Annotated in this window: 18 protein-coding genes; 12 read left to right on the forward strand and 6 right to left on the reverse strand. The window is 61.1% G+C overall.

The window, feature by feature from the left end; translation table 11 throughout:
* Positions 1 to 74: 74 nt before the first annotated feature.
* The 5 genes from ACXYMO_RS10445 (at position 75) to ACXYMO_RS10465 (ending at position 5,974) form a co-directional block, all read left to right on the forward strand.
* Entirely contained in the window at positions 75 to 908 is an 834-nt protein-coding gene (locus ACXYMO_RS10445; RefSeq protein WP_458878633.1) for an SAM-dependent methyltransferase, read from the forward strand.
* Between the two features lie 74 nt (positions 909 to 982).
* Positions 983 to 1,693, forward strand: coding sequence for a VIT1/CCC1 transporter family protein (locus tag ACXYMO_RS10450; RefSeq protein ID WP_458878634.1), 711 nt, complete (start codon positions 983 to 985; stop codon positions 1,691 to 1,693).
* A gap of 215 nt (positions 1,694 to 1,908) precedes the next feature.
* On the forward strand, positions 1,909 to 4,884 hold the full coding sequence (gene ileS, locus ACXYMO_RS10455) for an isoleucine--tRNA ligase (protein WP_458878635.1): 2,976 nt from the start codon (positions 1,909 to 1,911) through the stop codon (positions 4,882 to 4,884).
* A gap of 80 nt (positions 4,885 to 4,964) precedes the next feature.
* Positions 4,965 to 5,420 carry a methylated-DNA--[protein]-cysteine S-methyltransferase gene (locus ACXYMO_RS10460; RefSeq protein ID WP_458878636.1) on the forward strand — a complete coding sequence of 152 codons (456 nt, stop codon included), beginning with the start codon at positions 4,965 to 4,967 and terminating at the stop codon, positions 5,418 to 5,420.
* A gap of 86 nt (positions 5,421 to 5,506) precedes the next feature.
* Positions 5,507 to 5,974 (forward strand): hypothetical protein, encoded by a 468-nt coding sequence (locus ACXYMO_RS10465; protein ID WP_458878637.1) that lies wholly within the window; start codon positions 5,507 to 5,509, stop codon positions 5,972 to 5,974.
* A 7-nt stretch (positions 5,975 to 5,981) separates the two neighbouring features.
* Here the strand turns inward: ACXYMO_RS10465 and ACXYMO_RS10470 are convergent, their stop codons facing one another.
* The 4 genes from ACXYMO_RS10470 to fsa all read right to left on the reverse strand — a co-directional run bounded on the left by ACXYMO_RS10470 (position 5,982) and on the right by fsa (position 9,216).
* Positions 5,982 to 6,689 carry a CDP-alcohol phosphatidyltransferase family protein gene (locus tag ACXYMO_RS10470; protein ID WP_458878638.1) on the reverse strand — a complete coding sequence of 236 codons (708 nt, stop codon included), beginning with the start codon at positions 6,687 to 6,689 and terminating at the stop codon, positions 5,982 to 5,984.
* A gap of 91 nt (positions 6,690 to 6,780) precedes the next feature.
* On the reverse strand, positions 6,781 to 7,704 hold the full coding sequence (locus tag ACXYMO_RS10475) for a tyrosine recombinase XerC (protein WP_458878639.1): 924 nt from the start codon (positions 7,702 to 7,704) through the stop codon (positions 6,781 to 6,783).
* Positions 7,701 to 8,414 carry a DUF484 family protein gene (locus tag ACXYMO_RS10480; RefSeq protein WP_458878640.1) on the reverse strand — a complete coding sequence of 238 codons (714 nt, stop codon included), beginning with the start codon at positions 8,412 to 8,414 and terminating at the stop codon, positions 7,701 to 7,703. Before ACXYMO_RS10480 ends, ACXYMO_RS10475 begins: the two co-directional genes overlap by 4 nt.
* A 148-nt stretch (positions 8,415 to 8,562) precedes the next feature.
* Positions 8,563 to 9,216 (reverse strand): fructose-6-phosphate aldolase, encoded by a 654-nt coding sequence (fsa, locus tag ACXYMO_RS10485; protein WP_458878641.1) that lies wholly within the window; start codon positions 9,214 to 9,216, stop codon positions 8,563 to 8,565.
* A gap of 130 nt (positions 9,217 to 9,346) precedes the next feature.
* Between fsa and ACXYMO_RS10490 the strand changes: the two genes are divergently transcribed.
* Positions 9,347 to 11,542 (forward strand): primosomal protein N', encoded by a 2,196-nt coding sequence (locus ACXYMO_RS10490; RefSeq protein ID WP_458878642.1) that lies wholly within the window; start codon positions 9,347 to 9,349, stop codon positions 11,540 to 11,542.
* Here the strand turns inward: ACXYMO_RS10490 and ACXYMO_RS10495 are convergent, their stop codons facing one another.
* Positions 11,543 to 12,604, reverse strand: a complete 1,062-nt coding sequence (locus tag ACXYMO_RS10495) for a YeeE/YedE family protein (RefSeq protein WP_458878643.1) — start codon at positions 12,602 to 12,604, stop codon at positions 11,543 to 11,545.
* A 131-nt stretch (positions 12,605 to 12,735) separates the two neighbouring features.
* Here ACXYMO_RS10495 and ACXYMO_RS10500 point away from each other — a divergent pair, with 131 nt between their 5' ends.
* The 4 genes from ACXYMO_RS10500 to ACXYMO_RS10515 are packed head-to-tail and all read left to right on the forward strand — an operon-like array spanning position 12,736 to position 16,682.
* Complete coding sequence (locus tag ACXYMO_RS10500) at positions 12,736 to 13,968, forward strand: MFS transporter (protein WP_458878644.1); 1,233 nt, start codon at positions 12,736 to 12,738, stop codon at positions 13,966 to 13,968.
* On the forward strand, positions 13,965 to 15,371 hold the full coding sequence (locus tag ACXYMO_RS10505; RefSeq protein ID WP_458878645.1) for an MATE family efflux transporter: 1,407 nt from the start codon (positions 13,965 to 13,967) through the stop codon (positions 15,369 to 15,371). The genes ACXYMO_RS10500 and ACXYMO_RS10505 overlap by 4 nt, the downstream gene beginning before the upstream one ends.
* On the forward strand, positions 15,371 to 16,246 hold the full coding sequence (locus ACXYMO_RS10510) for a 50S ribosomal protein L11 methyltransferase (protein ID WP_458878646.1): 876 nt from the start codon (positions 15,371 to 15,373) through the stop codon (positions 16,244 to 16,246). The genes ACXYMO_RS10505 and ACXYMO_RS10510 overlap by 1 nt, the downstream gene beginning before the upstream one ends.
* Positions 16,247 to 16,277: 31 nt before the next feature.
* Positions 16,278 to 16,682 (forward strand): hypothetical protein, encoded by a 405-nt coding sequence (locus ACXYMO_RS10515; RefSeq protein WP_458878647.1) that lies wholly within the window; start codon positions 16,278 to 16,280, stop codon positions 16,680 to 16,682.
* Positions 16,683 to 16,797: 115 nt separating this feature from the next.
* Here the strand turns inward: ACXYMO_RS10515 and ACXYMO_RS10520 are convergent, their stop codons facing one another.
* Positions 16,798 to 17,262 (reverse strand): DUF1127 domain-containing protein, encoded by a 465-nt coding sequence (locus ACXYMO_RS10520; protein ID WP_458878648.1) that lies wholly within the window; start codon positions 17,260 to 17,262, stop codon positions 16,798 to 16,800.
* An 82-nt stretch (positions 17,263 to 17,344) separates the two neighbouring features.
* Between ACXYMO_RS10520 and ruvC the strand changes: the two genes are divergently transcribed.
* Positions 17,345 to 17,845, forward strand: coding sequence for a crossover junction endodeoxyribonuclease RuvC (gene ruvC / locus ACXYMO_RS10525; RefSeq protein ID WP_458878649.1), 501 nt, complete (start codon positions 17,345 to 17,347; stop codon positions 17,843 to 17,845).
* Positions 17,842 to 18,516: a Holliday junction branch migration protein RuvA gene (ruvA, locus tag ACXYMO_RS10530; RefSeq protein ID WP_458878650.1), complete on the forward strand. Its 675-nt coding sequence runs from the start codon at positions 17,842 to 17,844 to the stop codon at positions 18,514 to 18,516. Before ruvC ends, ruvA begins: the two co-directional genes overlap by 4 nt.
* Positions 18,517 to 18,519 lie beyond the last annotated feature (3 nt).

Raw genomic sequence — 18,519 nt, forward strand, 5'->3', positions numbered from 1 at the left:
GCGGCAGGCGGTGTGTTCAGGCGCATTCGCGCGTAAACTGGGCACCGTCAGACAGACATTGGGGGGAGATCACCATGCCAGACAAGGATGACATAGCCCTGCACTATGACCAGGGCGCGCTGCTGGAGCGGATCCTGCAGGGGCTGGTGCAGATGGGCGTGACGCCGCCCATTGACCCTGACGTGTTGTCACCGGTGGATGAATTCCACATCGGCGGACGGATCGCGACCGAACACTTGTTCGAACACCTTGACCTGACCGCGGGTCAGCACGTTCTGGACATCGGCTGTGGTATCGGCGGGCCTGCGCGCCTTGCTGCGCATCTGACCGGGGCGCACGTGACCGGAATCGATCTGGCGGCAGAGTTCGTGAAAACCGGTAACGCGCTGTCTGAACTGACTGGGCAGGCCGATGCCGTGACGCTTGTTCAGGGTAATGCGCTGGATCTGCCGTTCGAACACGCCGTGTTCGACGCGGCATATCTCATCCATGTCGGGATGAACATCGCCGACAAAGCCGGCCTGTTTTCACAAATCGCCCGTGTGCTGAAACCAGGTGGCCGGCTTGGCATTTACGATGTGATGCAGGTCAGCGACGACCCTCTGGAATTCCCGGTGCCCTGGGCCTCGCATCCGGATCATAGCGTCGTTGCGTCTCCGGCCGAATACCGCGCGGCTTTGGCGCAGGCCGGGTTCGACGTCACTGCCGAAACGGATCGGCGCGCATTTGCCTTGGACTTCTTTGACAAGATGTCCCGGCAACAGGCCCGGATGTCGGCGCTACCGGCGCTGGGTCTGCATATCGTCATGGGCAAGAGCACATCGACCAAAGTTTCCAACATGATGGCCAATGTGCGCGCGGGGCGGGTTGCACCTGTCGAAATTATCGCGCAACTGCGACGGGAATGATTGCTGATCTTGCGCATGGTCAATGACCCGTCGACCGGAGCAAGATACACGGGACACCGCAGCGGAGGATCGCAATGATTGACCATGGCCACAGCGAGGAAGAAATCGCCAAACGTATCAGTGCGCCCCCCGGTCGGGGCATTCTGCGCGATTTCGTTTATGGGGGCATTGACGGATCGGTCACCACCTTTGCCATCGTGGCGGGTGTTGCCGGGGCCGGGTTGCCGCCCTTTGTGATCGTGGCGCTGGGGCTGGCCAACGTCCTCGCGGACGGGTTTTCCATGGCTGCCAGCAACTATTCCGGGGCCAAGGCCGAGCGGGACAACCTGCGCCGGATTCTGGCGATCGAGGAACGCCACATCGCTGAATATCCCGACGGAGAGCGGCGCGAAGTGCGCGAAATCCTGTCCCGCAAGGGGTTGTCGGGCCGGGTGTTGGAAGAAGCCACCGAAGAGATCACCCAGGATCGCGATAAATGGATCGAACTGATGGTCGATGGCGAATATGGCCTTGGCGGTGTCGATCCGCATCCGATGCGGGCTGCATTGGCCACCTTCGGGGCCTTCATGGTTGCCGGAATGATCCCGCTGTTGCCGTTCCTGTTCTCTGTTCCCAAGGCCTTTACCGTTTCGGCATGGATGACGATGGGGGTTTTCTTTTCCATCGGAGCATTGAAAAGCCGCTGGTCGCTGGCGCCCTGGTGGTATTCCGGTGGAGAGACATTGCTGATTGGCGGGGCCGCCGCCGCGATGGCCTATGGGGTCGGGCTGCTGTTTCACGCCTGACGGAGGCGCAGGCACTGCGGCAGTTCGGCTGGACGGGGCCACTTTACCCCGCTGAAACCCAAGCCTATAACGCCAGCCATGAGAGGTTTCTCCTTGATACCCATTCGAATTATGTGCCCGGCGCTCTGATTTCAGGAGCCGCCGGACAAAGGTGTTCGAGTTATCGCACCGACTGCCTGAACCCTACCCGTTTTGCCATGCGAAGGACGCCTGACATGTGCGCCGATACCGTCGATTACAAAGAAACCCTGAAACTGCCCAAAACCGATTTTCCGATGCGCGCGGGCCTGCCCAAGCGCGAGCCGGAGTGGCTTGCACGGTGGGCGGAACTGGGCATTTATGACCGCCTGCGCGAAAAAGAGGGCCGGACCCCGTTCATCCTGCATGACGGCCCGCCCTATGCGAACGGCCATCTGCACATCGGTCATGCGCTGAACAAGACGATCAAGGACATGATCGTGCGGTCGCACCAGATGATGGGCCATGATGCGCGCTATGTGCCCGGTTGGGACTGTCACGGCCTGCCGATCGAATGGAAGATCGAGGAACAGTACCGCGCCAAGGGCAAGGACAAGGACGATGTGGATATCGTCGACTTCCGTCAGGAGTGCCGTCGGTTTGCCGAGGGCTGGGTGGACATCCAGCGTGATGAATTCAAGCGCCTGGGCATCACCGGTAACTGGGAAAACCCCTATCTGACAATGGATTTCCACGCCGAGCGCGTGATCGCCGAGGAATTCCAGAAATTCCTGATGAACGGCACGCTGTACCAGGGCTCAAAACCCGTGATGTGGTCGCCGGTCGAACAAACCGCATTGGCCGAGGCCGAGGTCGAGTATCACGACAAGGATAGCTTTACGATCTGGGTGAAGTTCCGGGTTTTGAGGCCGGATGAGAATATCTACCTTCCACCAATTCAAGGAGACGCGACGCCTGAAGCTAAAGCCAAAGCCCAAGAGGAAAGCAAGCAACTTGAAGGCGCTTATGTAGTTATTTGGACGACCACTCCCTGGACCATCCCGTCCAACAAGGGCGTCGTCTATGGCAATGACTTTGACTATGGGCTGTACGAGGTCACAGGAACTCCGGAGGAATCTTGGGCAAATGTCGGCGACCGCTTTATCCTTGCGGACAATCGCGCCGAAGATGTGATGTCGCGCGCGCGTCTTGAAACGGGAATGTGGAAGCGAGTACGTGACGTCAGTGCGTTCGAACTCTCCGGCTTGACCCTGCAGCACCCGCTGGCCGGTGTCGAAGGCGGCGAGGGCGAATGGGACGCCCCGCGCGATTTCCGTGCCGCGCCGTTTGTCACCGATGAGGACGGCACCGGGTTCGTCCATTGCGCCCCGTCCCACGGGATGGACGAATTCGAACTGTACCGCGATCTGGGCATGCTGGAAGAGGTCATCACCTATAACGTGGTCGAGGACGGGTCGTTCCGCGCCGATCTGCCCCTGTTCGGGGGCAAGCGCATCCTCAAGCCCAACGGCAAGGAAGGCGATGCCAACAAGGCTGTCATCGACAAGCTGGCCGAGGTTGGGGGCCTTCTGGCCCGTGGCAAGATCAAGCACAGCTATCCGCATTCCTGGCGCTCCAAGGCGCCGGTGATCTATCGTAACACACCGCAGTGGTTTGCCGCCATCGACAAGCCGGCGGGCGGCAATGACACCTATGGCAAGACGATCCGCGAACGGGCGTTGACCTCGATCGATCAGCTGGTGAAATTCACCCCGCAATCGGGCCGCAACCGTCTTTATTCCATGATCGAAACGCGCCCGGATTGGGTTCTGAGCCGCCAGCGCGCCTGGGGCGTGCCGCTGACCTGTTTCACCAGGAAGGGCGCCTTGCCCACAGACCCGGACTTCCTGCTGAAGGACGATTCCGTCAACGCCCGCATCACCGAAGCGTTCGAAGCCGAGGGCGCGGATTGCTGGTATGCGGATGGGGCGAAGGCGCGGTTCATCGGGGATGCGGGTAACGCGGATGAGTATGATCAGGTGTTTGACGTTCTCGATGTGTGGTTCGATTCCGGATCGACCCACGCCTTTGTTCTGCGGGATCGCGAAGACGGTTCACCCGACGGTATCGCCGATGTCTATATGGAAGGTACCGACCAGCACCGCGGCTGGTTCCATTCATCGCTGTTGCAGGCCTGTGGCACCTTGGGGCGTGCGCCGTATCGCAACGTGGTGACCCATGGGTTCACCTTGGATGCCAAGGGCAACAAGATGTCCAAGTCACTGGGCAACACCATCGTGCCCGAGGAGGTGGTCAAGCAATATGGCGCCGACATACTGCGCCTGTGGGTTGCGCAGACCGATTATACCGCCGACCAGCGGATCGGCCCCGAGATCCTGAAAGGCGTGGCTGACAGCTATCGCCGGTTGCGCAACACGATGCGGTTCATGCTGGGGTCGTTGTCGGATTTCTCCGAAGCGGATCGCGTTGATACGGCCGATATGCCGGAGCTGGAGCGATGGGTCCTGCATCGCTTGTCTGAACTGGATGAAACGGTGCGTCAGGGCTATCGCGGCTTTGATTTCCAGGGCGTGTTCAGCGCGGTGTTCAATTTTGCGACGGTGGACCTGTCGGCCTTTTATTTCGACATTCGCAAGGATGCGCTCTATTGCGATGGCGACACCTTGCGCCGCCGCGCCGCGCGCACGGTTCTGGACCTGCTGTTTCATCGACTGACCACCTGGCTGGCACCGGTTCTGGTGTTCACCATGGAAGAGGTCTGGCTTGAACGGTTCCCCGGCGATGACAGCAGCGTGCATTTGCAGGATATCCCGGACACCCCGGAAAGCTGGCGCGATACTGCCCTTGAGCAAAAGTGGTCGGCCATCCGCAAGGCGCGCCGCGTCGTGACCGCCGCGCTTGAGGTGCAGCGCACCGACAAGATGATCGGCGCCTCGCTTGAGGCCGCACCGATTGTTCATGTCGAAGATGGCGACATCCTGAACGCGCTGAAATCGGTTGATTTCGACGATATCTGCATCACCTCGGGCGTGTCACTGAATAATGCCGCCGGGCCGCAAGAGGCGTTCCGCCTGGCGGACGTGCCGGGTGTCAGCGTGGTGTTCGCCAAGGCAGAGGGCGAGAAGTGTCAGCGCTGCTGGAAAATCCTGCCGGATGTCGGTCAGCATGACCATCCGGGTGTTTGCGGGCGCTGCGACGCGGCGCTCGATTGATTTGGGCGCGCAGACCTGTCCGGGTCTGCGCGGTCTTCCTCGCATCTTGTCATGTTGTCGCGCGCGCGGCAGGGTAAGCCATGCCCGAACTTTCGGTAGATACACAATTTGGCGCGCTGACCCTGACAGAAGAGGACGGCGCCCTTGTGGCCGTGGATTGGGCGACCGTTGCCAGGCCCGATGCAACCGCGTTGCTGAAAGAGGCAGCGGCACAATTGCGGGCCTATGATGCGGGGGAATTGGAGAAATTCGACCTGCCGCTGTCGATCCGGGGGTCGGCGTTTCAGGTTGCGGTTTGCGAGGCGATGCTGGCCATCCCGTTTGGGGACACCCGGACTTATGGAGAGATTGCGCAGGATCTGAACGCGCGGGCCCAGGCCGTGGGCGGGGCCTGTGGCGGCAATCCCATTCCGGTCATCATTCCCTGTCACCGGGTGATGGGGGCCAAGGGGCTGACGGGGTTTTCCGGCAAGGGCGGCGTGGAAACCAAGGTTGCCCTGCTCAGACACGAAGGGGCGGCCAGCCTGTTGATCTGACGGGAAAAAAGGGTGACACAGATCAAGGTAGGGTCGCCGGGTGGCGGCTAGGATTTATGAAATACAAACGCAACGGGAGACTGTGAATGAAAAGCGATGAACAGCGGTTGGCACTGAAACGGGACCTCAGGGACCGCATGCTGAAGTTGGAAGAACTGGAGCTGGCCACGGCGGTCGAGCATCATGAGCGGTTCTTGCATGACGCGGTGGTCGACAACACGGAAACCCGCGACAATTCCGACATTGCCGAAGCCCGCGAAAACGCCGATCTGGCCGCGGCATTCGACGAACCTGTGCATCGCCATCATGCCAAGATCGACGTTTTGGAAAACCTCGACATGTCGCTGACCGATACGGTGCGTTTGGGGTCCGTCGTGATGTTCAACAACCGCAGTTTCGTTGTGGCCGTTTCAACCGGGCGCTTTGATCACGATGGCAGGACTTATATGGGGATTTCCACGCAAAGCCCGATTTACAAGGCGATGGATGGGCTGAAAGCCGGGGACAGCTTTACCCATAACGGCAAGGAATTTACGCTGAACGCGGTTTTTTGACCTGCGATCAATAGCGACCGCGAAACGTGGGTTCGCGTATGATCATCTGCGCGATCCCCGCAAACAGCAGGTAAACACTGGTCAGGATCAGCCCCCAGTGCGCCCAACTCTGGGGATGGAAATCGACCCAGGCGGCCCATCCGGCAAAGAACGTCCATGCGATGGCAATGGGCAGGGTGATCTTGCGCCAGCGTTCGGTGCGCACGGGGTGTACGAATTTCAGCGGCAGGAACATCGCGACGGACAGGGCGGTGACCAGCGACAGGCTGACCCAGAAATTCGGTTTCAGCGCAAAGATCACGAGCACCAGCATGTTCCAGCATCCGGGAAAACCGGCAAAGGAATTGTCCTTTGTTTTCATGCGCGTGTCAGCGAAATACATGGCGCTGGCAAAGGTGATGATGATAATTGCAAACCACCCTGTCCAACCATCCATCAGCCCTGATTTGAACAGGGCAAAGGCCGGGATGAACACATATGTTAGATAGTCGATGATCAGATCAAGCAGGACGCCATCGAATTCGGGTGCATAATGTTTGACGTGATAGCGCCGGGCAAGCGGGCCATCGATGCCATCGACAAAGAAGGCGACGACCAGCCAGAGAAACATCATGTCCCATTTTTCATCGACCGCCGCCAGCATCGCCAGCATGGCAAAAACTGCACCGGTTGCGGTGAAAAGGTGGACGGATAATGCACGCAGTTGCGGAGTCATGCCTTTCCTCATGCCGGATGCGCAGGGGTGATGCAAAAGAAAATTCAGAGCGCGGGAGTGATCACGAAGCGCCGTGCCCTGAGTGTTACGCTCAGGCCTTGGGGTGGGTGCTGTTGTAGACATCCATAAGGCGCGCGGTGTCCACGGCCGTATAGGCCTGCGTGGTCGACAGGGATGCATGGCCCAAAAGTTCCTGAATGGCGCGCAGGTCGCCACCCGCAGCCAGAAGATGGGTTGCAAAACTGTGGCGCAGGGCGTGGGGGGTTGCAGTTGCGGGCAGGCCCAGTTGCATCCGGGCGCGGGCCATCACGCCTTGCACCACGCGGGCAGACAGGGCGCCACCGCGCACGCCGCGGAACAAGGGCGCGTCGTTTTCCAGGGCGAACGGACACAGCCGGGTATAGGCCTCAACCGCCGTGCGGGCCGCGTCGATGACGGGAACGATACGCTCCTTTCCGCCTTTGCCCTTGATGCGCAGCACCTGCCCCAGCGGGGCATCGGCGCCGGTCAGCCCCAGCGCCTCGGAAATGCGTAATCCGCAGCCGTAAAGAACCGTCACCACCGCCGCATCGCGCGCGGCGACCCAGGGTTTTTCCGATTGCATTTCAACCGTGTCGATCATCGCGCGCGCCGCGTCTTCGGCCAGCGGGCGGGGCAGTTTTTTCTGGAATTTGGGCGACCGTGTCGACAGAACGGCGGTGGGTTCAAACCCTTCACGGTCGGCAAGCCAGCGATAAAAACTTTTCACGGCCGAGAGTTTGCGCGCAAGGGATCGCGTCCCGACGCCGCTGCTGCGGGCGCTGGCCATCCAGGCGCGCATGTCGGACACGGTGATGCGTTCCAGCGCGCCAAGACCCTGCGGCTGGCCGTGATGCAGGGTCATGAAGGACAGGAATTCGGCCACGTCGCCCTGATAGGCGGTAATCGTGTTTTCCGCCGCGCCGGCCAATGCGCGGCGTCCGTCAAGCCAGAGAGAAAGCGCGTCGCGACACGCCGGGGAAATCAGCGTGCTCAAGACAACCAGTTGCGCATTGATCGTTCAAATACGCCGGCAAAGAAGCTGAGCAAATCGGTGCCCTGTTGCGGTGAGAACTGGTGCGGGTCTTCGGCGCCCATGACCAGAAGGCCGGGCAGTCGCCCCGCGCCGAGATCAAGACGCAGACAGGCCTCGGACCGGATCCAATCGGCGGCGTCGCCGTAAACCGATGGCGATGCATGTTGGGTCTGGCGCAGCGTGACTTGCCGGGCCTGTCCGCCGCGCCCCTGGGTCAGGTAAGCGTCGATGAAACCCGGATCGACAACCGTCAGCACTGTATCCAGTTTCTTGACGGCGGGATCGCCCTCTTGTGTCTGGGTTGCCGATTCAAGAACCAGCGTAATGCGGTCCACCTGCAAAATCTCGGAGACTTCGCCACCCAGATCCCGCAGGAAGGTTTCGAAATCCTTGGGGTCAAGCATTCGCAAAATCGCGCGGTGCACCTGATTTGTCCCGGCAAGGTTTTCATAGGCCGCCGCGATCACCGAACGATGGGTGTCTTCCAGCCGGTCGAGGCGGGATTCCAGCCGCTCCATCGCGATACCGCGCAGGTCGACAATATTGCCGCCCATGGATTTTTCATTGGCCGCGATCAGGGCGTGCATCACATCCTGATCGTCAAGAATTGCATCTGGCTTGGCGATGATCGCCGAGCGCAACGTGTCTTCCAGTTTCGGGCTACTGCTCATGCTCGCCTCTATTTATCTTGGCGCGCTTTATATCACGCGTTTTTCTTTTTGCTGCCAAAAAATATGCCTGCGCCAAATAATGTTGCGTCTGTGCGGCACTGGCAAAAAGGGCGCCAGGCACGGAGTGCCGGCGCCCATTCGATCAGGTTTACAGGATTTTCTGACCGGTTTTCGCCCAGTCGGCCATGAAGGCGGCCAATCCTTTGTCGGTCAGCGGGTGATCGGCCAGTTTGCGGATCACTTCGGGCGGGGCGGTGATGACGTCGGCACCGATGCGCGCGCTTTCGGTGATGTGGTTCACCGTGCGGATCGACGCGGCCAGGATCTGGGTTTCAAACCCGTAATTGTCATAGATGGTGCGGATATCCTCGATCAGCTCCATGCCATCGAGGTTGATATCGTCCAGCCGTCCGATGAAGGGCGAGATGAAGGTCGCGCCGGCCTTGGCGGCCAAAAGGGCCTGGTTGGACGAGAAACACAGCGTGACGTTCACCATGTTGCCTTCGTCGCTCAGGGTTTTGCAGGCCTTGAGACCGGCCCATGTCAGCGGCACCTTTACGGCGATGTTTTCAGCGATCTTGGCCAGCTTGCGGCCCTCGGCGATCATGTCGTCGGCTTCGGTGGCGACGACCTCGGCCGAGACCGGGCCATCGACCAGGTCGCAGATTTCCTTGGTCACTTCCAGGATGTCGCGGCCCGATTTCATGATCAGCGACGGGTTGGTTGTCACACCGTCCACCATGCCCAGATCGTTAAGCTCGGCGATTGCGTCAATTTCGGCAGTGTCTACGAAGAATTTCATGTGGCAGCATCCTTTGATGGGTTGGCCTTGGATCGGCTTGGCTTTACCTCATAGACAGCGCATCGAAAACCCCCGAAGCGGGGGCGAGTGTTAGCGGAAACATTTTCGCCAGCCATCAGAGGCAGAAGATTTGCAGGAACCCGACTACTTTGACCAAGGCGCACTGATCGGGGTGTTGACCACCCAGCCGCTGGACCGCGTGCTGGATTACAAGGCGCCCGAAGGCGGGTGTCATGTCGGTGCCTTTGTCGAGGTGCCGTTGGGCCCGCGCAAGGTGATCGGCGTGGTCTGGGGGCCCGGGAATGGTGACTATGATCTGTCCAAGGTGCGCTCTGTGACTCGGGTTCTGGACGTTGCCCCGATGCGGGACGAGATGCGCGATTTCCTGCGCCGCGCGGCCGATTACACGCTGACCCCGATGCCCGCGATGTTGCGCCTTGCCACCCGGGCGCCGGGCCTGGGTGACCCGCCGTCGATGCGCAAGGTCTATCGCCTTGGCAGCGCGACTCCGGACCGGATGACGGATGCGCGTACCCGTGTTCTGGAGGTTCTGACCGAATATGGCGGGTTGTCTTTCACCCTTAAGGAACTGGCCGAAATGGCCGGAGTGACATCGTCGGTCGTCAAAGGGTTGGTCAAACAAAACGCTGTTCTGGAAGAGGACAGCCCAAGGGACCTGCCCTTCCCGCCGCTGGACCCCGAGCGGCCCGGCAAGGAATTGACCGAGGATCAGGAAGCCGCCGCCGAACATTTGCGGCTGGCGCTGCGGTCCGGAAATTACGGAACGACGTTGCTGAAAGGGGTTACCGGGTCGGGCAAGACCGAGGTTTACCTTGAGGCCGTCGCCGAGGCGTTGCGGCAGGGGCGCCAGGCGCTGGTGCTGTTGCCCGAGATTGCATTGACGGCTGAATTTCTGACACGTGTCGAGGCGCGGTTCGGGGTGCGCCCTGCGGAATGGCACTCCGGTGTGACCATGACCGAGCGCCGGCGCATCTGGAAAATGGTTGGGCAGGGAAGCGCGCAACTGGTGGTCGGGGCGCGGTCGGCGCTGTTCCTGCCGTTTCAAAATCTGGGCCTGATCATCGTCGATGAGGAACATGACACATCCTACAAGCAGGAAGATGGGGTTCTCTATAACGCGCGGGACATGTGCGTTTTGCGCGCCTCGATCCTGGGGGCGCAGGTGGTTCTGGCCAGCGCGACACCGTCGCTGGAAAGCTGGGCAAACGCCGAGGCAGGGAAATATGCGCGCGTCGAACTGACCGCGCGATTTGGCGATGCGGTGATGCCGGCCATGCGCGCCATCGACATGCGGTCCGAGCCGATGCAATCGGGTCGGTGGATTTCACCCAGCCTGCAAAAGGCGGTCGAGATGCGGATGGAGAAGGGCGAACAGTCGCTTCTGTTCATCAACCGGCGCGGATATGCGCCGGTGACTTTGTGCCGGGCCTGCGGCCAGCAGGTGGCTTGCGATCATTGCGATGCGCGCATGGTCGAACACCGGTTCATGAAACGGCTGATGTGCCATCAATGCGGTGAAACCAAACCCATTCCGACGAAATGCCCGTCCTGCGATGCCGAGGATCGCCTTGCGCCCGTCGGTCCCGGTGTCGAGCGGTTAAGCGAAGAGGCAAGTGCCCTGTTTCCGGAGGCGCGTATCGCGACGCTGAGTTCCGACATGTACGGCAGTGCGCGCGCCCTGAAGGCGGAAATCGAGAACATTGCCGCCGGGGGGGCGGATATCGTCATCGGGACCCAGTTGGTGGCCAAGGGGCACAACTTTCCCTTGCTGACGCTGGTCGGGGTGATCGATGCGGACCTTGGCCTGCAGGGGTCCGACCTGCGCGCGGCCGAGCGTACCTTTCAACTGATGCGGCAGGTGGCGGGCCGGGCGGGGCGCGCCGAAAAACCGGGCGAGGCAATGTTGCAGACCTATCAGCCCGAGCATCCGGTGATCCGGTCGATCCTGTCAGGGGATGAAACGGGGTTCTGGCGCACCGAGGCGCGCGAACGCGAAGCCGCGGGTGTGCCGCCATATGGGCGCATGGCCGGGATCATCCTGTCTGGCTCCGATGTCGGGCAGGTGTTCGATCTGGGCAATGCATTGGCGCGCAATGATGGCCCCTTGCGCCAGATCGGTGCGCAGGTCTTTGGCCCGGCACCCGCGCCCATCGCGCGGGTGCGCGGGCGGCACCGGGTGCGGTTGCTGGTCAAGGCCGACAAGGGCACGCCGCTGCAGGGCGCCTTGTCCCGCTGGATTGCGCCGTTCCGACTCAAGGGCGATTTGCGGCTGAGCGTCGATATCGACCCGCAGAGCTTTTATTGATCAGGCAAAGGCCGGTTGGGCGCGCTGATCGACAAGGAAATCGGTTGCCATCGCGCCGACCCACATGAAGAACAGGGCACACCATGCGGTGCCGACAAAGATCGATCCGCCGGTCACCCCCGCGCCGATGGCGCAGCCCCCGGCCAGCATCCCGCCAAACCCCATCAGCGCCGCGCCGATCATCGCCTTGCGCATTGTCACGGGGCCGTCGAAGGCTTGAAATTTCAGTTCCTTGGCAAGCAAGGCCGACACGAACGCCCCAAGGAAAACCCCCGGCACCAGCCCCACGTCGAATTCCAGGACCGAGGACCGGTCGAGGAAGAACATCAGGGTGTTGGCCGACGGTCCGGTGAACGTCGCGCTTTCGATCTGAACCGGTTCAAAGGCGACCTGCGATAGCGCAAAGGTCGTCACCCAGCCAACCGCCACCGCAAATCCGACACCCGAGGCAAAGATAAGCCGCGCGGCGCCGATCCGGTTCCGGCGCGACAGTGCAAGGGCGAAGACCGCAATCAGCAGCCCCAGAACCAGCCCGGACTGCTGTGGCAGACCGACCGTGGTCAGCAAATCCATGTTGCGTCCGCCGGACGTGATCCACAGCATCGCCAGTTTGTCCCGCAGGGGCGACAGGATGCCAGACAGGCTCATCTGTGCGACGACGGCAAAGATCAGACCCGAGACGACCGATCGCAGGTTGCCGGTCGCGGCCATGACCAGAAGACGCCCGGAGCATCCGCGCGCCAGAACCATGCCGGCGCCAAACATCAATCCGCCGATGATTGCGCCCGACCAGCTGCCGGGCACGGCCATGATGCGGGCATCCGCACTGTTCATCAGGCCCAGCAATTGGGCCACCTGAACCCAGACCATCGCCGTTGAAAAGGTCAGCAACCAGACCGAAACCGATGCGCCCATCGCCCCGCGTGCAAATTCGACGGTGGCCGCGCGCAGACAAAACCGCGACCGTTGCGCCGCGACGCCGAATATTGTGCCGGTGGCAAGCCCGAAGAGCGCCGCGGTCGGGGCCTCTCCGATCTGATCGACAAGGGTTACAACGTCCATTTTCGCGTTCCGAGTCTCGTTAAGTTGCGCGGATATATTCACGACAGGCTGTTCTGTGCCTTGATGCAGATCAGATCTGCGCGCTTTGCTTTGGTCTCGCCAACTGCGCGCAACCGGCGTATGTCCGTTTCATGAGCAAGATTTTCCCCATAGGAAACGCGGCCGAATTGCCATTCTGGCGGCGGCCGGTCACCTTGTTGTTCGTCATGGCGCTGTCGATGCCCGTGGCGTTTTACGCCTGGTATGCCCTGCTGAATAATTTCGTGATCGAAGCGGCCGGCTTTGACGGGGCCGATATCGGGTTGTTGCACACGGTGCGCGAAATCCCCGGGTTTCTGGCCGTCGGGGTGATTGCAATCATCATGTTCGTGCGCGAACAGATCCTGGGGCTGGTGTCGCTGTGCATGTTGGGGGTCGCGACGGCCTTTACCGCGTGGTTTCCGTCACTTGGCGGGCTTCTTGTTCTGACACTGCTCAGTTCGATCGGCTTTCACTATTACGAAACGGTCAACCAGTCCTTGCAGCTGCAGTGGCTGCCCAAGGGGCGCGCACCACAGGTTCTGGGCTGGCTGATGGCTGCAGGATCGGCCAGCACGCTGGTGGTTTTCGTGCTGATTGTCCTGATGTGGGAACCGCTCAATCTGAGCTATAATCTCGTGTTCATGCTGGCCGGGGGCGTCACGGCGGGCATGGCGGTGTTCTGCCTGATCGCCTATCCGCAATTCGAGGCCCCGCATCCGCAGGTCAAAAAGATGATCCTGCGCCGCCGGTACTGGCTGTATTACGCGCTGCAATTCATGTCGGGCGCGCGGCGCCAAATTTTCATGGTGTTTGCTGGGTTCATGATGGTCGAACGCTTCGGGTTCGACGTGCATGAACTGACCGCGCTTTACCTGATCAACCTGATCATCAACATGGTCGCGGCCCCGTTGCTGGGCCGGTTTGTCGGCACGTTCGGTGAACGCAGGACGCTGATTTTCGAATACATCGGTCTAGCGCTCGTGTTTTCGGCCTACGGAGGGGTCTATTGGTTCGGCTGGGGGGTGACTTTGGCGGCGGTTCTTTACGTGATCGACCATATCCTGTTTGCCCTCGCGCTGGCGCTCAAGACCTATTTTCAAAAGATCGCCGATCCGGGTGATATCGCCCCGACGGCGGCTGTGGCCTTTACCATCAACCATATCGCGGCGGTGTTTCTGCCGGTTCTCCTGGGGTTGCTTTGGGTTGTCTCTCCGGCGGCGGTCTTTGCGCTGGCCTCTTGCATGGCGTTGGTGTCCCTGACGCTGGCGCTGATGATCCCGCGGCACCCCGAACCGGGCAACGAAACCGTTTTTTCGCGTTTCATAGCTGCGCCCGCCGAATGACCCCTGGCGGCTCGGAACAGGGGCGGTTTCTGAGCGGATCGACCATGGGGCATGTGGTCAGAATGACCCTGACCGGTGCCATGGGGATCACCTTTGTCTTTCTGGTCGATGCCGCGAACCTGTTCTGGATTTCTCAGCTGGGCGATCCGCGCCTTGTGGCGGCGATCGGGTATGCCTTTGCGATCCAGTTCTTTTCGGTGTCGGCCGGTATCGGTCTCATGGTGGCGGCAACGGCGCTGGTGTCACGGGCAATCGGCGCGGATGATCGGGCGCTTGCCCGGCAGAACGCCACAGGGGCCGTCACGATTGCCTTTGCATTTCAGGCCATCATGGCCGCTCTGATCGTCTTGTTCCGTCATGACCTTGTGGCAATGTCGGGGGCCAGTGGCGAGTCGGCCGCGCTGGCGGCGCGGTATCTGGCGCTGACGGTGCCATCCCTGCCGATCATGGCCGTCGGCATGATCGGCAGCGGGACATTGCGCGCGCAGGGCGATGGCGCCCGTGCGATGTTTGTCACCCTGACGTCGGGGTCCATATCGATGATCGTGGACCCGCTGATGATCTATGGCTTGGGGCTGGGTCTGGACGGCGCGGCGATTGGCCTGAACCTGTCGCGCATCGTAATGCTGTTCATGGCGCTGCGCTTCGCGGTTGGGAAATATGACATGCTGACCCTGCCGCGCTGGACGACGGTGCGCGACACGCTGCGCCCCTATCTGATCATCGCGCTGCCGGCCATTCTGACGCAGATGGCGACGCCTGTGGGGAATTACCTGATGACCAGCGTCATGGCGCAATTCGGCGATGATGCGGTTGCCGGCTGGGCGGTGGTCGGGCGCATGACGGTGGTTGCGTTTGGCGGCATCTTTTCCCTTGCCGGGGCGATTGGCGGCATCTTCGGCCAGAACTATGGCGCGCGGCGCTATGACCGGCTTAGGAGCACTTATCGCGATGCGATCCTGTTTGGTCTGGGATACACGACGGTGACCTGGCTGGTGCTCTATTCAGCCAGTCCGATGATCGTGGCCGGGTTCGAGCTGACCGCGCTGGGTGGGCAGGTTGTGCATGCCTTTGCGACCGTTGGGGCGGGCGGGTTCGTGTTTGCCACGGCGCTCTTCGTGTCGAACGCGGCCTTCAATGCCTTGGGTAAACCGGGGCGCTCGACGCTCAGCAACTGGATACGCGACGGGATATTGACCTTGCCGCTGGCCTTGTGGCTGGCGGGTGTATTCGGCGCAACAGGTGTGATCTACGCCCAGGCGGCGGCAAGTGCGATTGTCGGGACGATCGCGGCGCTGTGGGGCTGGTCCTATGTTCAGGGCCTCAGCCGCCAGCAACTGCCGCCGCTTGACCTTGCGCCGCCGCGGCCTTACGCGAACGCCGACCGGTACAGGAGACGCTAATGCCGACATTCACCGCACTCACCACCCTCAAAGGCAAGGCCCCGGCCGAAGCGCTGGGCGACGCCCTTGAGCGGCTTGAGCCGGAACCCACGGGCATCGGAGTGTTCGAGGTCGAGGACGACTCCGGCCTGTGGGAGGTCGGGGGATATTTCACCGAAGCCCCGGACGAGGCCGGTCTGGCCCTCTTGGCCGTGGCCTTTGAGGCGAACCCGTTTGTCGTGTCCGAAGTGCCGGAAACCGATTGGGTCGCCCATGTGCGTCGTGAATTGTCGCCGGTTCATGCGGGGCGGTTCTTTGTTTATGGGAGCCACGATGCGGACAAGGTTCCGCCGGATGCCGTGCCCTTGTTGATCGAGGCGGCCATGGCCTTTGGCACGGGGCATCACGGCACCACGCTGGGATGCCTGAAAGCACTGGATCAGCTGATTGCCGAGGGGTTCACCGCCGAACGTGTGGCGGATATCGGGTGCGGCACGGCCGTTCTGGCGATGGCGGCGGCCCGGGTCTGGCCCGGTCAGACCATTCTGGCCAGCGACATCGATCAGGTTGCCGTGGATGTGGCCGAAGCCAACCTGAAGGCCAATGACATGGCCGGCCAGGTCACCTGCCTGCGTGCGGCCGGGTTTGACCATGACGCGCTGAAAGATGCCGCGCCCTATGATCTGGTGTTTGCCAATATCCTGAAGGGGCCGCTGATTGCGCTGGCGCCGGACGTCGTGGCGCATCTGCGCCCCGGTGGATATGCGATTCTATCCGGCATCCTTGTTGAGCAGGCGGACGATGTTGCTGCGCATTATGCACGATCCGGCGCCAATCTTGTGTCCAAAGATCGGATTGGTGACTGGATGACTTTGTTGGTTCGGAAGGCGGCATGATTGGGTTGGATTTGCGGCGTGTGCCCAACTTTTGCCACAATCGCTTTTTACCAATATTTATCTGCTGGTGGGGGCCAGCTTATTGGAGGTAGACATGGTGTCTAACCATCTGGAGTTCGAGACGAGGTTGCGCCGCCTGATGCGGAAACATCGTGCTATGAGCAATGGTTATACCATGCGTATGCAGCCTGACGGGTTGATTGTCGCGAAACCGCGCCGTGCGTCGCGGATATCCGGCCGCTCGGTTCTGATTTTTCTTGCCGCCTTTCTGTTGTTCAAGGGGTTCCTGATCGCGAACCTGGGCGCAGAAGGATATGGTGAGCGCATCAGCCGTCTGGAATCGGGTACCTTTGTTGAAAAGGCAGGAGCCTTTGCAATGCAGATCGACCCGTTGTCGGAATTGGTGTCGCAGAAACTGCGACCGCTTCTTCACTGATCTCTCAACCACTGGGTCCGTCTTGTCAGCTACAACAGACGGGGCCGGGGATCTCAAGGAAAACGCCGTGTGACTGGGGTCACACGGCGTTTTTCTGTTTCCGCGTCGTGAATGCTCAGATGCGGGAATTACACTGAGCAACCGCATCGATATCGCCACGGATCAGTCCGATATCTTCCAGTTCACGGTCGGTCAGGCCAGACAGCGCGTTGCGGGTGGCGCGGGTGTCATTCCAAACGACGATTGCAGCGTAAACCGATGCCAGCATGCCGCCGATACGGCCGGTCAGGCTCCGTGCGCCATAGGTGGTGCGGGAAGTGTCAAATGCAGCCATATCCTTGTCCTTTCGATTGGGGGTGCGATTCCACATGTTTGTCGAGGGCAGATAGGCTGGGGAATCGCCCGGCGCAAGCGGTGCAAAATGCATATTTCCTATGCATTTTCTGCATAGCAGCAATTGCGGCAACCCCATGATATATATGGCTAAAATTAGCCTGAATTCATGTCGCTTTTGGAGCATCACAATGTCGCTTTCGGACCTGTCGTCGTTTTGCCCGGCAGCGGGGTCGTTTTTGGTCAAACCGCCAAAAGGCTTGGACCATGTTCGCGTTTCGTGCTAGTGCACCAAAAAAGCAACAATTCTGGCGAGGGCCGGGCAGTACATGCGAATTTTGGGCATTGATCCGGGGTTGCGAACCTTGGGGTGGGGGGTGATCGACTCGGTCGGGTCGCGCCTCAGCCATGTTGCCAATGGTCTGTGCCGCTCGGAAGGGACCGACCTTGGGGTGCGCCTGTTGTCGCTGCACCGTCAGCTGACCGAGGTGCTGGAGACATACATGCCGGACCAAGCCGCAGTTGAGCAGACATTTGTCAACAAGGATGGGGCCGGGACCCTGAAACTGGGTCAGGCGCGCGGGATCGCGATGCTGGTTCCGGCGCAAGCCGGGCTGCCAATTGGGGAATACGCGCCGAACCGGGTAAAAAAGACGGTCGTCGGTGTCGGTCATGCGGACAAAGGGCAAATCCTGCATATGGTGCGGCTGCAATTGCCCGGCTGCGATCCGGCAGGGCCGGATGCGGCGGATGCGCTGGCCATCGCGATATGTCATGCCCATTACGGTGGCGAGGCCGCCAATGTCGCCCTGCGCGAGGTGCGGGCATGATCGGGAGGCTGAGCGGACGGCTCGACTACCGGACCAGCGATCATGTTCTGATCGACGTGCGTGGTGTCGGGTATCTGGTCTATTGCTCGGAACGCACCCTCGCCGCCCTTCCGGGTGTGGGCGAGGCGGTGTCGCTTTATACCGACCTCGTGGTGCGCGAGGACCTTTTGCAGCTGTTCGGGTTTCAAACCCTTGTTGAAAAGGAATGGCATCGCCTGCTGATGAGCGTTCAGGGCGTCGGCGCCAAGGTGTCACTGGCCATTCTGGGTGCGCTGGGTCCGGACGGGGTCGGCCGGGCCATTGCATTGGGCGACTGGAACGCGATCAAGATGGCCAAGGGGGTCGGGAACAAGACCGCGCAGCGCGTCGTTCTGGACCTGAAAGAAAAGGCACCCGGCGTGATGGCCATGACAGGCGGGGCGGCGATGCCCGCCGGATCGCAGGCCGGGGCCGAAGCGGATGATGATGTGATCGAAACCGTCAAACCTGCCACGCCCGCCCCGGCGCCTGCGCGCTCCGCCCAGGCGGATGCGCTGTCGGCGCTGTCCAATCTGGGTTATGCTCCGGGTGAGGCGGCGTCAGCCGTGGCCGAGGCCGCCGGGTCGATGCCCGAGGCCGGCGAGGCGGAACTGATCCGCGCTGCCTTGAAACTGTTGGCGCCGAAAGGATAAGCG

The organism is Arenibacterium sp. CAU 1754 (assembly GCF_054482635.1).

What these genes read in the sequence shown, in the direction of transcription:
- ACXYMO_RS10480 (WP_458878640.1), bottom strand. Translation starts at nt 8,414, where the DNA reads ATGAGCAGTAGCCCGAAACTGGAAGACACGTTGCGCTCGGCGATCATC.
- ACXYMO_RS10500 (WP_458878644.1), top strand. Translation starts at nt 12,736, where the DNA reads ATGAGCAAGATTTTCCCCATAGGAAACGCGGCCGAATTGCCATTCTGG.
- ACXYMO_RS10450 (WP_458878634.1), top strand. Translation starts at nt 983, where the DNA reads ATGATTGACCATGGCCACAGCGAGGAAGAAATCGCCAAACGTATCAGT.
- fsa (WP_458878641.1), bottom strand. Translation starts at nt 9,216, where the DNA reads ATGAAATTCTTCGTAGACACTGCCGAAATTGACGCAATCGCCGAGCTT.
- ruvA (WP_458878650.1), top strand. Translation starts at nt 17,842, where the DNA reads ATGATCGGGAGGCTGAGCGGACGGCTCGACTACCGGACCAGCGATCAT.
- ACXYMO_RS10445 (WP_458878633.1), top strand. Translation starts at nt 75, where the DNA reads ATGCCAGACAAGGATGACATAGCCCTGCACTATGACCAGGGCGCGCTG.
- ACXYMO_RS10465 (WP_458878637.1), top strand. Translation starts at nt 5,507, where the DNA reads ATGAAAAGCGATGAACAGCGGTTGGCACTGAAACGGGACCTCAGGGAC.
- ACXYMO_RS10470 (WP_458878638.1), bottom strand. Translation starts at nt 6,689, where the DNA reads ATGACTCCGCAACTGCGTGCATTATCCGTCCACCTTTTCACCGCAACC.
- ACXYMO_RS10460 (WP_458878636.1), top strand. Translation starts at nt 4,965, where the DNA reads ATGCCCGAACTTTCGGTAGATACACAATTTGGCGCGCTGACCCTGACA.
- ACXYMO_RS10505 (WP_458878645.1), top strand. Translation starts at nt 13,965, where the DNA reads ATGACCCCTGGCGGCTCGGAACAGGGGCGGTTTCTGAGCGGATCGACC.
- ruvC (WP_458878649.1), top strand. Translation starts at nt 17,345, where the DNA reads ATGCGAATTTTGGGCATTGATCCGGGGTTGCGAACCTTGGGGTGGGGG.
- ACXYMO_RS10510 (WP_458878646.1), top strand. Translation starts at nt 15,371, where the DNA reads ATGCCGACATTCACCGCACTCACCACCCTCAAAGGCAAGGCCCCGGCC.
- ACXYMO_RS10495 (WP_458878643.1), bottom strand. Translation starts at nt 12,604, where the DNA reads ATGGACGTTGTAACCCTTGTCGATCAGATCGGAGAGGCCCCGACCGCG.
- ileS (WP_458878635.1), top strand. Translation starts at nt 1,909, where the DNA reads ATGTGCGCCGATACCGTCGATTACAAAGAAACCCTGAAACTGCCCAAA.